Below are 13,872 nucleotides of genomic sequence, written 5' to 3' on the forward strand. Positions count from 1 at the left end.
TCAGGCGTGCAGCCTCGGCGCGTCGAAGAATTCCACCTCATACCGGCAGGAGTGCTCGAAGGCTTCTGCCATGGCGCGTCGCTCCGCCTCGGAGGCCCCGCGGCCCGCCGCGTCGGTGTACCTGATCGCCTGCCGGGTCGCCTCCGCGAAGGCCTCGTCCGCGTAGGTGCGCAGCCACTCCGCGTAGGGATGCGCCGTCGGGGCGCCCGCAGCGAGGAATTCGCCATGCAGCGTGGCGCCGACCTCGGCGTAGAGCCAGAAACACGGCAGCGCCGCCGCGACCAGCACGCCGTAGCTGCCGGCGAGCGACGCCGCGTGGAGGTGGTCCACGTAGGCCTTGGTGACCGGTCCCGGCCGGGTTGCGGCTGCGCGGCCGGCCAGCCAGTTCCGGTGCAGTTCGGATTCGACTTCGAGGCACTGCTGCGCCGAACGGGACCAGAAGAGCTGTTCGGCTTCCGACGGCGCGAGGGCGGCGGCGCGGGACAGCACCCGGGAGTAGCCGTTCAGGTAGAGGGCGTCCTGGCTGAGGTAATAGGCGAACTCCTGCTCCGGCAAACTGCCGTCGGCAAGCCTGCGGATGAAGTCCAGGCTGTAGATCGCGTCCAGTCCGGCCGCCGCGTGCCCGGCGAGGGCCGCTGCAAAGCCACCCTCGTCGGGCAGTTGTGTCGGGGCCGGTGCGGCCGGCTGCAGGTGGTGGAAATGGTGCACGGGACCGTTGCCGGATCCGACGTCGAGGCGGCCGGCTTCCCGCAGCGCACCCAGCAGCCAGGGCTTGACCTCACGCAGCGCCGCCTCCCAGTCCCCCGCACGCGCCTGCACCGTGGCCAGCGCCGAGGACAGGGAGCAGCCGGTGCCGTGGCTGTTGCGGGTGGCGATCCGCTCGCCCGGCACGACCACCGTTTCCTGCCCGAGCAGTCCCCCGGTGTTCACCAGCGCGTCCGGACAGCCGCCGCCGTCGTCATGGCTGCCTTCTTCGCTGTCCTGGTTGATGTCGCCGAGGTGGCCGCCCTTGACCAGCACCGTGGTGCCGGCCAGGGCGGCAAGCCGCTTGCCTTGTTCCAGCGCCCCGGCCCAGTCCGCGGCGGGCGGTTCGTCCAGCAGCATGGCCAGTTCGGCCAGGTTCGGGGTGATGAGGTCGGCCAGCGGGAGCAGGGAGCGCAGGGCCGCCTCGGCGGATTCCTGCAGCAGCCGGTCGCCGCTGGTGGCCACCATCACGGGGTCCAGGACCACGACGGCGGGACGGGCCTTCTGGAGCCACGCCCGGACGGCCTCGATCACCGCAGCGTCGCCGAGCATGCCGATCTTGACCGCGTCGATGGTGATGTCGTCGCTGACCGCCTCCAGCTGGGCGGTCAGGAACGATGCCGGCGGCACGTGGACGGAGCGGACGCCCCGGGTGTTCTGGGCCGTCAGCGCCGTGATGGCGGCCATCCCGTAGCCGCCGTTCGCGGCGATGCTCTTCAAATCCGCCTGGATGCCGGCGCCGCCGGAGGGGTCCGAACCAGCGATCGCCAGCACCCGCGGAATCCGCGGCAGTGTGGCCGCGGCGGGGTCGGTGCGCCCTGTGTCCGGGAAGGCGGACTGCAGGATGGATGCCGGGCGGGTTGCGGCCGGCCGGGTGGGTTGCGGCTGGGTTGATAGTGGCTGGGTAGATGCAGGCTGGGTCGATGAAGACAAGAGACATCCCTTCGCCGGTGCTAACCGGACAGGTTCAACGGGTCTGGATCTCAGCCGGCTCGATGCGCGGCACCCCGTGTCAGTCCCCCAGCCTAGCGTTCCCCGCCGGCAACTCCCCCGTCCGCACCTTCCGTGACGGCGCCCCCTGGCGGACGCCCGTTAACGGGCTCGCGGGTACCGCCCGGACCGACCGATGTTACGTCGATTCCGCACGATACCCGCGGGCCGTGGTGTCTGCTGGGTCTTAGAGCTCCGACGCCGGGACGCCGACGCCGAGGATGACCGGCTCGTTGGCCGCGGGCTTCGCGGCTTCCTTCGCCGGCTCCGGGGCCTTGGCTTCATGGACGGATCCGGCTGCTGCCGACGGAGTGGCCGCGCGCTGCTGCACGGACGTCTCATTGGCGGCTCCCTGGGCGCGGCTGGCGCTTCGGTTCCGGCGCACCCGGCGGGGTGCGGAGCTCTCCACTGCCGCAGCCTGGCGGGCCGGTGCTGCGGGAGCCTGTGCTGCGGGTGCCTGCGCCGCGGGTGCCTTGGCAGCTTCCCGGCGGACGGGTGCCTGTGGTGCCTGGGCCTGAGCCGCGGGTGCCTTGGGCGCTTCCTGCCGGAAGGTGGCCTGCGCCTCCCGGTTCCGGACACTCGGCGGCTGGATCCGTGCCGTCTGGGCACGGCCACGGCCGCGGGTGGCGCGGGGCGGTGCCGCTGCAACCGGTGCGGCGGGTTCCGCCGCCGGGAGCTCCGCGGCCCGTGCAGCCGGTTCCGGCGCTACGGTTTCCGCCACTACGGTGTCCGCAGCGGCCGGGGCCGCTGCGGCAGGCTTGCCGGCCTCGGCGTCGCCCAGGTTGGCGAATGCCTCGGTGAGCAGGTCCAGGGTCAGCGCGGGCTGCGGGGTCTCCTCCGCGTGCTCGACGAACGGCAGGGCTACCTGCTCGCCGCCGAAGGTCAGCACTGCGGCGGGACGCCCGGCTGCCTCCTCCGTCGAAGCCAGCTCCACGGCCGCATCGAGGGCGGCCTGCCGGGTTTCGGCGTCGGGCGCTGCTGTCGCGTCGCCGTCGTGCAGGTGGGCGGCGTGCGCGGCGGCGGCGATGTTGGCCAGCGCGGCGCGGGTCGCTTCTGCCTTGGCGTGGCGCTCAGCCTCGGTGGGCTCGGCGTGCGCCGGGGCGGGTGCGGCCGGCATGGACTCGCCGGCTCCCTGGCCGCCCTTGCCGCGGCGGCGCTTGCGCTCAGTGCGGGCGGCGGGCTGGTGCTCGGTCCGCGGGACGTGGTGTTCCGCGGCGACGGTGTTGGCGCGGCGGTGTTCGACCGGCTCGTCGTGGGTGACGATGCCGCGGCCGGCGCAGGCCTCGCACTGTTCGCCGAAGACCTCCAGAAGCCCGGTGCCCATCCGCTTGCGGGTCATCTGCACGAGCCCCAGCGAGGTCACCTCGGCGACCTGGTGCTTGGTCCGGTCCCGGCCCAGGCACTCCACCATGCGGCGCAGCACGAGGTCGCGGTTGGATTCCAGCACCATGTCGATGAAGTCGATCACGATGATGCCGCCGATGTCGCGCAACCGCAGCTGCCGGACGACTTCCTCGGCCGCTTCCAGGTTGTTCTTGGTGACGGTTTCCTCGAGGTTGCCGCCGCTGCCGGTGAACTTGCCGGTGTTGACGTCCACCACGGTCATGGCTTCGGTGCGGTCAATCACGAGGGAGCCGCCGGAGGGCAGGAAGACCTTGCGGTCCAGGGCCTTGTGGATCTGCTCGTCGATGCGCCAGGCAGCGAAGATGTCCGTGTCCTTGGTCCACTTCTCGAGCCGGCCCACCAGGTCCGGAGCCACATAGGTGACGTAGGCCTCGATGGTGTCCCAGGCTTCCTCACCGGAGACGATCAGCTTGGAGAAGTCCTCGTTGAAGACGTCGCGGACCACCTTGATGGTCAGGTCCGGTTCGCCGTAGAGCAGCTCCGGGGCGAGGATCTTGGTGGACGTGGACTGGCTCTCGATGCCTTCCCACTGCGCGCGCAGACGGTTGATGTCATGCGTCAGTTCCTCCTCCGAGGCGCCCTCGGCCGCGGTGCGGACGATCACGCCGGCGTCCTCCGGCAGGCGGTCCTTGAGGATCCGCTTGAGACGGTTGCGCTCGACGTCGGGCAGCTTGCGGGAGATGCCGGTCATGGAACCCCCGGGCACGTACACGAGGTAGCGGCCGGGCAGCGAGATCTGGCTGGTCAGCCGGGCACCCTTGTGGCCGACCGGGTCCTTGGTGACCTGGACGAGCACGGAGTCACCGGATTTGAGCGCGTTTTCGATCCGGCGCTGCTTGCCTTCGAGGTTGACGGCGTCCCAGTTGACTTCGCCGGCGTACAGCACGGCGTTGCGGCCGCGTCCGATGTCGACGAATGCGGCTTCCATGGAGGGCAGCACGTTCTGGACCTTGCCCAGGTAGACGTTGCCGATCAGGGAATCCTGCTGGGTCTTGGAGACGAAATGCTCGGCCAGCACACCGTCTTCCAGGACGCCGATCTGGATTCTGTCGTCGCGCTGCCTGACGATCATCTGGCGGTCCACGGACTCGCGGCGGGCCAGGAACTCGGCCTCGGTGATGACGGTGCGGCGGCGGCCGGTGTCGCGGGACTCGCGGCGGCGCTGCTTCTTGGCCTCCAGGCGGGTGGAGCCCTTGACGGAGGTGACACGGTTGTTGACCGGGGCCTCGCTGGCCGCGCGCGGGGCCCGGACGCGCGTCACCGTGTTGGGCGGATCGTCGTCCCCGCCGCCGGTCAGTTCAAGGTCCTGGTCGCCACGGCGGCGACGGCGGCGCCGGCGCGAGGTCACGCCCGCTTCGAGGGTGCCTTCGGCATCCTCGCCGGGTTCCTCGGTGCTCTCGTCAGCGCCTTCGGTGTCGGTATCAGCTTCGCCGGTGCGGCTGCGGCCGCGGCGTCCCCGGCTGCGGCGGCGACGGCGGCTTCCGGCGTCGTCGCCCTCGGCTTCCTCTTCGTCTTCTTCTTCGGTTTCCTCGGCCACCACCGGGGCCGGGCGCACGACGGTGCTCAGGTCCGGGGCCTGGAAGATCATCGAGGTGACAGCGCCGGGTGCGAGGAACAGCGCGGGGGCTTCCGCGCCGGCCTCGGCCGCGGTTTCATCGGACTCTGCTGCCGGGGATTCGGCGGCGGCCGGCGCGGCTGCGGCGGCTGGGGCGACTGCTTCGGCGGCGGGTGCGGCTTCGTGCTGCACAGCCTTTTCGGCCTGCACAGCTTCTTCGTTCTGCACAGCTGCCGGGGCAGCTTTGGCGCGGGACGCGCGGCGGCGGACCGGCTTTTCCGGTGCGGCTTCCGCTGCCGCCGGCTCCGCGGGCGCCTCAACAGGCGCATTCTCGGCGGCCGCAATGTCCGAGGTGGTTTCCCCGGTTGCGGCGGGGACGTCGTCGTCGGTCTTCTTGCGCGACCGGCTCCGGCGGGCCGGGGCCTTGGCTTCCGGGGCGGCGTCGGTGCCGTCCGTGACGGAGCCGGCTTCAGTGACGACGTCGAACGTGGCTGCCGTCTCTGCGGCTTCCGCCTTGGGGGCCGCCTTGCGGCGGGTCCTGGTGGCTTTCTTGGGAGCCTCCGTTGCGGCGGCGGTTTCCGGTGCTTCCTCGGTAACGAGTGCTTCGTTGTTACCGGCTGCTAGCTGGTCATTATCCATATGTGGCGACACTCCTGCCCCTGATGTACCGCCACATCCGGCACCCGTGGGGGCAAATATTTGTCAACACCCGCGGGCATTGACAGAAGTCAATTGAATACCTCCAGGTTCGCACCGGCAGTGGGGTGCGGCAGCCCTGGAAGGCCGGCAAGCTTGTCTTGAACCCGTTGATCCCATATGTCACAACCAGGTGCCGTCCAATGGCATTGCGGGATAGGCCGGATCGAGGGATCCGAAGTATGCCCTGCTCATCATTGGCGGTCTTGAAAACAAAGTCGCCGGACTGAAACCCGAATGTGGATCGCGTCCCAGCCAGGTTCATTGTCTCACAGGAGCCGCGAAAGCAGGGCTAAGCAGGTCATCCGGTCCGCGTCGTGGACCGAATCACTTGTGACGGCTTGAGGCCTACCCGGGTACATCCAGCCTCCGGCGATAGAATCGGCCCAAGAGCACCCCGACGCAAAGGACTGAAATCCCATGCCCAGCATCTCCCACGCCCCCGACGACGTGACCGCCCACGAGCGCGGCGCCGGCGCGGCCGCTGCGGAGCGCCCGCTGCCGCTGATGACGCGTGACCGGCCGTTTGCCTGGCTGCTGCTGATCACCGGCGTGGTCGGCTGGCTCGCGTCCGGCACGCTGGTGCTGGAGAAGCTGGAGGTCCTGAAGGATCCCAGCCACGTCACGGTCTGTGATGTGAACCCGTGGATTTCCTGCGGGCAGGTGATGCAGACCTGGCAGAGCTCGGTCTTTGGATTCCCCAACATGTTCATCGGGATCGTCGCGTTCGCCGTCGTCATCACCACGGCGATGGGCATCCTTGCCGGGGCCAGCTTTGCCCGCTGGTACTGGCTCGGGCTGCAGGCCGGTGTGACGTTGGGCTTCGCGTTTGTCGTGTGGCTCTGGTCCCAGGCGCTGTACTCCATCCACATTCTCTGCCCGTTCTGCATGATCGTCTGGGCCGCCATGATCCCGCTGTTCGTCTGGGTGACCGTCCGCAACGTCAGCCACGGCGTCATCCGGATGCCCGCCGCGGCCACCCGCATCCTGGCCGACTCCGGCTGGATCCTGACCGCGCTGCTCTACGTCGCCGTCGTCGCCACCATCTTCTTCGCCTTCATCCAGGTGTTCATCGGAACCTCCGGCTACTGAGCCGGCAGACCCCGGTTAACCGCCGCGAGGTGACAGCTAAGGCCAATGTTCGTCGCGAACATTGGCCTTATCTGTCACCTCGGTGAGGGCGCCGGGCGGGTTAGAACCAGATGCTGATCTCGCGTTCGGCGGACTCGGCCGAGTCGGAGCCGTGGACCAGGTTCTGCTGGACCTTGACGCCCCAGTCGCGGCCAAAGTCACCGCGGATGGTGCCGGGGGCCGCCGTCGTCGGGTCGGTGGTGCCGGCGAGCGAGCGGAAACCCTCGATCACGCGGTGGCCTTCGAAGATCGCCGCAACGACCGGGCCGCTGAGCATGAACTCGACCAGCGGCTCGTAGAACGGCTTGCCGACGTGCTCTTCGTAGTGCTGCTCGAGGAGCTCGCGGGTGGCGTTGACCTTCTTCAACTCGGCCAGGGTGTAGCCCTTGGCTTCGATCCGGGCGATGATGCTGCCGGTCAGGTTGCGGGCGACGCCGTCAGGCTTGATCAGGACTAGGGTGCGCTCAGTGCTCACAAGTGCTCCAATGTGTTGGTTGGGGTTCGGGACAAGTCTAGTTGCTCTGGCCTTCGGGGTTCGCGGCTTCCCAGGCCGCCTGCTCGCGTTCGCGCTGGGCCGACTCCCGGTCGATCCGGATGCCGGTACGAATGCCGTACCACCAGGTGATTGCGAACAGGCCGCCCACCACGAACATCGTGGGCTCCACAAAGCCGGTGAGGATCAGCAGCAGCTGCAGGATCCAGCCCAGGGCCACACCCCACGGCTTCGTCAGGACGGCGCAGGTCAGCGCGAGCACCACGCTCAGGCCGATGCCGACGCCGAAAACCAGCAGCGGCGGCAGCTCCCCGCGGCGGAGGCCAAAGACCGCCAGGGTGCCGAAGAGCGCCACGAAGGCCTCCAGCAGCAACACCGTGGAGGCGAACATGACCTTGGTGGAACGGCGCTTTTTGGGCATGCCCGGGCGCCATTCGCGCTGGGCCTTGGTGAGTTTAGCCATCGGTTACGCCTCGGTCTTTCCGAGCAGGATCCGGGCCTCGGCCACGAGCGTGATGGACCCGGTGACGAGGATCCCGCCGGCCAGGTCGTCGTTGGACTCGGCCCGCTCCACGGCCCACTCGAGGGCGTCGTCGAGTTTCTCAGCGACGTGGATGTTGTCCTCGCCGAAGCCCAGGTCCAAGGCAAGTTCCGCCAGGTCCTCGGCCGGAACGGCGCGGGGCGAGTTGGACTGGGTGAAGCAGTAGTCCGAGGCGAGATCGCCCAGGGACTCCTTGAGCTGGCGGAGGATTTCCTCGGCGTCCTTTTCCTTCAGGACACCCACCACCACCACCAGCTTGCTGAAGCTGAACGCCTCGTGGATGGCCTCGGCGGAGACCCGGACGCCCTCCGGGTTGTGCGCGGCGTCCACGATGATGGTCGGCGCGGTCCGGAGCACCTCCAGCCGGCCCGGCGAGCTGACGGACGCGAAAGCTTCCTGCAGCACCTCGGCGTCGAGCGGCTTTTCGGCGCCGAAGAAGGCTTCCAGGGCAGCGACCGCGACGGCGGCGTTCTCCGCCTGATGTGCGCCGTGCAGGGGCAGCAGCAGGTCCTCGTAGCGTCCCGCGATGCCCTGGATGTTCACCATCTGGCCGCCGACGGCGACGGTGCGGGATTCGACGCCGAACTCCACGCCCTCGAAGCGGAACGGCACGTTCACTTCCTTGGCCTTTTCCAGCAGCACCTGGGCCGCGTCGACGGGCTGGGCGGCGCTGATCAGGAAACCGCCGGGCTTGATGATGCCGGCCTTTTCGTAGGCGATATCCTCGGTGGTCTCGCCAAGCAGCTCCGTGTGGTCCAGCGAGATCGGGGTGACCACGGCGACCTGGCCGTCGCCGACGTTGGTCGCGTCGGTGATGCCGCCCAGGCCTACCTCGATCACGGCAACGTTGACCGGCTGGTCCGCGAAAATCGCGAAGCCCAGGATGGTCAGGCACTCGAAGTAGGTCAGCCGGGGCTGGCCTTCGGCGACGAGTTCGCTGTCCACGATTTCCAGGTACGGGCGGATCTCGTCCCAGATCCGGACGAAGGTCTCATCCGGCACCGGTTCGCCGTCGATGCTGATCCGCTCGGTGACCTTGGACAGGTGCGGGCTCGTATACCGGCCGGTGCTCAGCCCGTGGGCGCGCAGGCCGGCCTCGATCATCCGGGCCGTGGAGGTCTTGCCGTTGGTGCCGGTGATGTGGATGATCGGGAACGCCTTGTTCGGCTCCCCCAGGATGTCCATGGCCCGGTGCAGCGGCGCCAGCCGCGGCTCCATCTTGTTTTCCGGCGCCCGGCCCAGCAGCTCGGCGTAGACGCTCTCTACGGAAAATTCGTCGGTCATGGATTATGCCCCTACTTCAACGGTTACTTTTTCGACGCTGACCTGAGGTTCCTTGACCTCGGCCGGAACGGTGTCCAGCTGCAGTGTCAGGGTCTCGGTCTTGACCAGATCGGCGTGGGCCAGCAGCGCCTCGACGGTGTCCTGCGCCGCGGTGACGGTCGTGCGGATCCGGTCGCTGACATTCAGCCCGGCGTCCTTGCGGGCCTGCTGGATGGCACGGACCAGGTCACGCGCGGTGCCTTCGGCCTCCAGCGCCGGGGTGACCTCGGTGTTGAGCACCACGAAGCCGCCGCCAGGCAGCACCGCCGCCGCACGCGAGCCCTCGCCCTGCGCGGCCTCGGCCACGACGGTCTCCAGGGTGTACTCCTGCGGCTCGAGCGCGAGGCCGCCGGCGGTGACCACCCCGGCATCGTCCACGGACCAGTCACCGGACTTGGAGCCCTTGATGGCCTGCTGGACGTTTTTGCCCAGCCGCGGCCCGGCGGCCCGGGCGTTCACCACGAGCTTCTGTTCGATGCCGAACTCCTCCGGGGAGGCGCTCTCTGCGTCGAGCAGGCGGACCGAGCGCAGGTTCAGTTCATCGGCGACGACGGCGGCAAATCCTTCCAGCGCGTCTGCGCCGGGTGCCACGACCGTGAGTTCCTGCAGTGGCAGGCGCACGCGGAGGTTGGCGGCCTTGCGCAGCGATGAGCCGGTGGAGCAGATCTGCTGAACCCGGTCCATCGCCTCGACGAGTCCGGCGTTGGCCGGGAACAGTCCGGCATCCGGCCAGTCAGCCAGGTGCACGGAGCGTCCGCCGGTGAGGCCGCGCCAGATTTCCTCCGAGATCAGCGGCAGCAGCGGCGCCGCGACCCGGCAGACCGTCTCCAGCGCGGTGTAGAGCGCGTCGAAGGCGTCGACGTTCTCGTCGAAGAAGCGCTGGCGGCTGCGGCGGACGTACCAGTTGGTGAGCATGTCCAGGTAGCCGCGCAGTTCGTCACAGGCCCCGGAGATGTCATAGCTGTCCAGCTGCTCGGTCATGTTCCGGACCAGGTCCCCGGTATTGGCCATCAGGTACTGATCCAAGGTGTCGGCGTAGCCCTCGTAGCGCAGCTTCGCGTCGTAGCCGTTACCGCTGTCAGCGGCGTTGGTGTACAGCGTGAAGAAGCTGTAGACGTTCCACAACGGCAGGATGACCTGGCGTACACCGTCGCGGATGCCCTGTTCGGTGACCACGAGGTTGCCGCCACGCAGGATCGGGCTGGACATCAGGAACCAGCGCATCGCGTCGGAGCCGTCGCGGTCCAGGACCTCGGAGACGTCCGGGTAGTTGCGCAGGCTCTTGGACATCTTCTGTCCGTCGGAGCCCAGCACGATGCCGTGGCTGATGACGTTGCGGAACGCCGGCCGGTCGAACAGCGCGGTGGAGAGGATGTGCAGCATGTAGAACCAGCCGCGGGTCTGGCCGATGTACTCGACGATGAAGTCCGCCGGGTTGTGGGTATCGAACCATTCCTCGTTCTGGAACGGGTAGTGCACCTGGCCGTACGGCATGGAGCCGGAGTCGAACCAGACGTCCAGCACGTCCTCGACGCGCCGCATCACGGACTGGCCCTCCTCCGGGGTGCGGGGGTCGTCCGGGTTGGGGCGGGTGAGTTCGTCGATGAACGGCCGGTGCAGGTCCACCTGGCCGGCCTTGTTCAGCGGGAGCCGGCCGAAGTCGGCTTCGATCTCGGCCAGTGAGCCGTAGACGTCGGTGCGCGGGTAGTCCGGGTCGCTGGACTGCCATACCGGTATGGGACTGCCCCAGTAGCGGTTGCGGCTGATGGACCAGTCGCGGGCGTTGGCGAGCCACTTGCCGAACTGGCCGTCCTTGACGTTGCCCGGGATCCAGTTGATCTCCTGGTTCAGCTCGGACATGCGGTCCTTGAACTTGGTGACCTCGACGTACCAGGAGGACACCGCGCGGTAGATCAGCGGGTTGCGGCAGCGCCAGCAGTGCGGGTAGGAGTGCTCGTAGCTGGCCTGGCGGACCAGGCGGCCCTGGGCGCGGAGCACCTGGGTGATGGGCTTGTTGGCCTCGAAGACCTGGAGCCCGGCGATCTCGGCGAGGTCGCCGTGGCCGAACAGCGGCAGGAACTTCGCGCCCTCGTCGACCGAGAGGACCACGGGGATGCCGGCCTCTTCGCAGACCTTCTGGTCGTCTTCACCGTAGGCGGGGGCCTGGTGGACGATGCCGGTGCCGTCGGTGGTGGTGACGTAGTCGGCGACGAGGAAGCGCCAGGCGTTCTCGGTGCCCCACTTCTCGGCGTCGTGGAAGTAGTCCCAGAGCGGTTCGTACGTCAGGTCCTCGAGCTCGGCGCCGGTGTGGCGGGAGGTGACGGCGGCTTCGGCCGCGGCGGCGCCCTCGGCGCCGTCGCCGTAGCCGAGGTCCTTGGCGTAGGCGCCCAGCAGGTCCGCGGCGAGCAGGAAGCTGCCGGTGACAGGGGCTTCAGCCGCGGCGGCTTTGATGCCGTGCGGGCCGGCCGGCAGCACAACGTACGTGATGGCGGGACCGACGGCGAGCGCCAGGTTGGTGGGCAGCGTCCAGGGCGTGGTGGTCCAGGCGAGGGCCTGCACCCCGGCGAGCTGCTTGGACAGCTCCGACTCCCCCGCGGTGATGGGGAAGGTGACCGTGACCGTCTGGTCCTGGCGGTTCTTGTAAACGTCGTCGTCCATCCGCAGCTCGTGGTTGGACAGCGGCGTCTCGTCCTTCCAGCAGTACGGCAGCACGCGGTAGCCGTTGTAGGTGAGGCCCTTCTCGTGCAGCTGCTTGAAAGCCCAGAGCACGGACTCCATGTACTCGACGTTGAGCGTCTTGTAGTCGTTTTCGAAGTCCACCCAGCGCGCCTGGCGGGTGACGTAGCTCTTCCACTCGTCGGCGTACTTCATCACCGAGGCGCGGCAGGCGTCGTTGAACTTGTCGATGCCCATGGCTTCGATCTGGGTCTTGTCCGTCATGCCCAGCTGCTTCATGGCTTCCAGTTCGGCGGGCAGGCCGTGCGTGTCCCAGCCGAAGCGGCGCTCGACGCGGCGGCCGCGCTGGGTCTGGTAGCGGCCCACGAGGTCCTTGGCGTAGCCGGTCAGCAGGTGCCCGTAGTGCGGCAGGCCGTTGGCGAAGGGCGGTCCGTCGTAGAAGACGAATTCATTGCTGCCGCGCTGTCCCCCGGGAAGGTCAGAGTCCCGCTGGTCGATGCTGGCCTGGAAGGTGCCGTCATGGTCCCAGTACTTGAGGATGCGCTCTTCGATCTCCGGGAACTTCACGGAGGCGGACACGCCAGTGGCGTTGGAAGCATTGGCGTTGGAGGCAGAGGTGTTGGCGCCTGACGGTGCGGCTGAGGCCTTGGGGTAATGGGTCATCTCGACATCCTGGGTTGAGCTGGTGAACAACGGGATTCATTCAGGATGCGAGGACGGCTCCTGTGTTGTCGGAACAACACCGGCACCGCGGTACCACCTCACTTACCGGCACCGGTCCCGCCCTTTTCCAAGAAAAGGGGCTGCACCGGCGTCGGCCGCTCGTTGACTGCTGTGACGGGCTTACCCGTCCGGTTCTACCGACCCTGGTGCGGCGGCTTTCTTACGACTTGCCGCGCCGGGGCGTTCTTCCGGAAGCTCACCGGTGATGGCCGGGTCAAAGCTGATACGTCGATGTTACCGGAAACTACCCCGGGCTACTGGTAGCCCGGGGTAGTTGGGGGCCGTCCGCCGTGGCTGCGGCCGGTCGAGACCGGTCGAGAGGGGTTGCGCAGGAGTGGCGCGGGGGTGGCGCAGGGGGGGGTTAGCTCCCGGGCTGCAGCGCAAACGCCTTGGGCAGCTTCATGCCGGACTCGGCCATCACATCGCGGAGCCGGTCCGGGTAGTCGGTGATGAGCCCGTCGACGCCGGTCCCGATCAGGGCGCGCATGGTGGGCTTGTCATCGACGGTCCACGGGATGACTTTCATGCCCGCAGCGTGGGCACGCTGCACCATGTCCGCGGTGACGTAGGGGACGTAGTCCGGGTCCGTGACGGCGCCGTTCTGAGGTGTCCCGTGCACCGGCGAGATCGCATCGAAGCCGAGCGACGCGGCGGAGGCAACCAGATCGCCGCCGAAGTCGTCGGAGTCGATTCCGCCCAGCCAAGGCGAGGCGCCCGGCTGGCCGGCCTGCAGGAAGTCCTTGTTGGTCAGGGCCACCGTAGGGATCTGCGGCGCGCGCTGCTGCACCAGGCGCAGGGATCCCCAGTCGAAGCTCTGGATAGAGACGCGCTGTTCCATGTGCGCTTTGGTGATTTCGCGCAGTGCGACGTCTACGAACTGTTCCCGCGGCGCCGTCTCCTGCGGGGCCCCTGCCTCGACCTTGGTCTCGATATTGAACCGGACCTGGCTGGCGCGGTGGGCGTCCGCCAGCGCGAACACCTCGGCGAGGGTGGGCATCTTCGCGCCCGGTGAGGCCTGCTGGCCGGGGAACTGCGGCTGGGTGAGCGAGCCGCAGTCCAGGCTGCGGACCTGGTCGAAGGTGAGGTCTTTGATGTACTTGCCCGCGTAGGGGAACTGGGGGTCGTTCGGGCTGACCGGCGCCGTGTCGGCGCACTTCTGCGCGTTGATCTTGCGGTCGTGGGTGATGACCTCGCGGCCGTCCTTGGTGATCTGCAGGTCGAGTTCAAGGGTTGAGACTCCGGTCTCAAGGCCCTTGGCGAAGGACGCCAGGGTTGACTCCACGGTGAGGCCGATGCCGCCGCGGTGGGCTTCAAGGTCAAAATGGTTGTCGCGGCCGGCCGCGGAGGTGCCGCCGGCGTTCGTGCCGGCTGCCTGGGCCGGGACGGCGGAGGCGAGGAGCAGGGCTGCGCCGAGTGCGGCGACGCCAAGCTTCATGGGGGTGCGCATGGGAAAAGATCTCCACTCTGGTGGTGTGCAGTTTGCACCTGCCACGCTGCCCCGCGCCGGCGAACGGCGGGCCACCCCTTCGGGACAGCCGGGCGACGCCCGGGTGAACGTCCAAAGTCGCCCCGCCCGGCTCCGGACGCCCGCCGGAG

At 68.5% G+C, this 13,872-nt stretch carries 8 protein-coding genes and 1 riboswitch; of the genes, 1 reads left to right on the forward strand and 7 read right to left on the reverse strand.

Going from position 1 to position 13,872, the window contains the following annotated elements; translation table 11 throughout:
- Together AC1MED_RS10545 and AC1MED_RS10550 are read right to left on the reverse strand one after the other, a co-directional pair.
- Positions 1 to 1,587, reverse strand: coding sequence for a bifunctional hydroxymethylpyrimidine kinase/phosphomethylpyrimidine kinase (locus AC1MED_RS10545; protein ID WP_479786654.1), 1,587 nt, complete (start codon positions 1,585 to 1,587; stop codon positions 1 to 3).
- A gap of 79 nt (positions 1,588 to 1,666) precedes the next feature.
- Positions 1,667 to 1,764, reverse strand: a riboswitch (TPP riboswitch).
- Between the two features lie 157 nt (positions 1,765 to 1,921).
- Positions 1,922 to 5,332, reverse strand: coding sequence for an Rne/Rng family ribonuclease (locus tag AC1MED_RS10550; protein WP_479783247.1), 3,411 nt, complete (start codon positions 5,330 to 5,332; stop codon positions 1,922 to 1,924).
- Between the two features lie 477 nt (positions 5,333 to 5,809).
- On the opposite strand from AC1MED_RS10550, the gene AC1MED_RS10555 reads away from it, so the two are divergent.
- Entirely contained in the window at positions 5,810 to 6,481 is a 672-nt protein-coding gene (locus AC1MED_RS10555) for a vitamin K epoxide reductase family protein (RefSeq protein ID WP_346960284.1), read from the forward strand.
- A gap of 100 nt (positions 6,482 to 6,581) precedes the next feature.
- Here the strand turns inward: AC1MED_RS10555 and ndk are convergent, their stop codons facing one another.
- The 5 genes from ndk to AC1MED_RS10580 form a co-directional block, all read right to left on the reverse strand.
- Positions 6,582 to 6,995 carry a nucleoside-diphosphate kinase gene (ndk, locus tag AC1MED_RS10560; protein ID WP_346960283.1) on the reverse strand — a complete coding sequence of 138 codons (414 nt, stop codon included), beginning with the start codon at positions 6,993 to 6,995 and terminating at the stop codon, positions 6,582 to 6,584.
- Between the two features lie 37 nt (positions 6,996 to 7,032).
- Positions 7,033 to 7,476, reverse strand: a complete 444-nt coding sequence (locus AC1MED_RS10565) for a DUF4233 domain-containing protein (RefSeq protein ID WP_346960282.1) — start codon at positions 7,474 to 7,476, stop codon at positions 7,033 to 7,035.
- A gap of 3 nt (positions 7,477 to 7,479) precedes the next feature.
- On the reverse strand, positions 7,480 to 8,838 hold the full coding sequence (locus AC1MED_RS10570; protein ID WP_346960281.1) for a bifunctional folylpolyglutamate synthase/dihydrofolate synthase: 1,359 nt from the start codon (positions 8,836 to 8,838) through the stop codon (positions 7,480 to 7,482).
- A 3-nt stretch (positions 8,839 to 8,841) separates the two neighbouring features.
- Positions 8,842 to 12,216 (reverse strand): isoleucine--tRNA ligase, encoded by a 3,375-nt coding sequence (ileS, locus tag AC1MED_RS10575; RefSeq protein ID WP_479783248.1) that lies wholly within the window; start codon positions 12,214 to 12,216, stop codon positions 8,842 to 8,844.
- A 421-nt stretch (positions 12,217 to 12,637) separates the two neighbouring features.
- Complete coding sequence (locus AC1MED_RS10580; protein ID WP_479783249.1) at positions 12,638 to 13,723, reverse strand: glycerophosphodiester phosphodiesterase; 1,086 nt, start codon at positions 13,721 to 13,723, stop codon at positions 12,638 to 12,640.
- Positions 13,724 to 13,872: the final 149 nt, after the last annotated feature.

It is taken from the genome of Arthrobacter sp. BI5 (assembly GCF_056680065.1).

Excerpts from the sequence above, each read along its gene's own strand:
- AC1MED_RS10550 (WP_479783247.1), bottom strand. The coding sequence starts at position 5,332 with ATGGATAATGACCAGCTAGCAGCCGGTAACAACGAAGCACTCGTTACC.
- AC1MED_RS10555 (WP_346960284.1), top strand. The coding sequence starts at position 5,810 with ATGCCCAGCATCTCCCACGCCCCCGACGACGTGACCGCCCACGAGCGC.
- AC1MED_RS10565 (WP_346960282.1), bottom strand. The coding sequence starts at position 7,476 with ATGGCTAAACTCACCAAGGCCCAGCGCGAATGGCGCCCGGGCATGCCC.
- AC1MED_RS10570 (WP_346960281.1), bottom strand. The coding sequence starts at position 8,838 with ATGACCGACGAATTTTCCGTAGAGAGCGTCTACGCCGAGCTGCTGGGC.
- ileS (WP_479783248.1), bottom strand. The coding sequence starts at position 12,216 with ATGACCCATTACCCCAAGGCCTCAGCCGCACCGTCAGGCGCCAACACC.
- AC1MED_RS10580 (WP_479783249.1), bottom strand. The coding sequence starts at position 13,723 with ATGCGCACCCCCATGAAGCTTGGCGTCGCCGCACTCGGCGCAGCCCTG.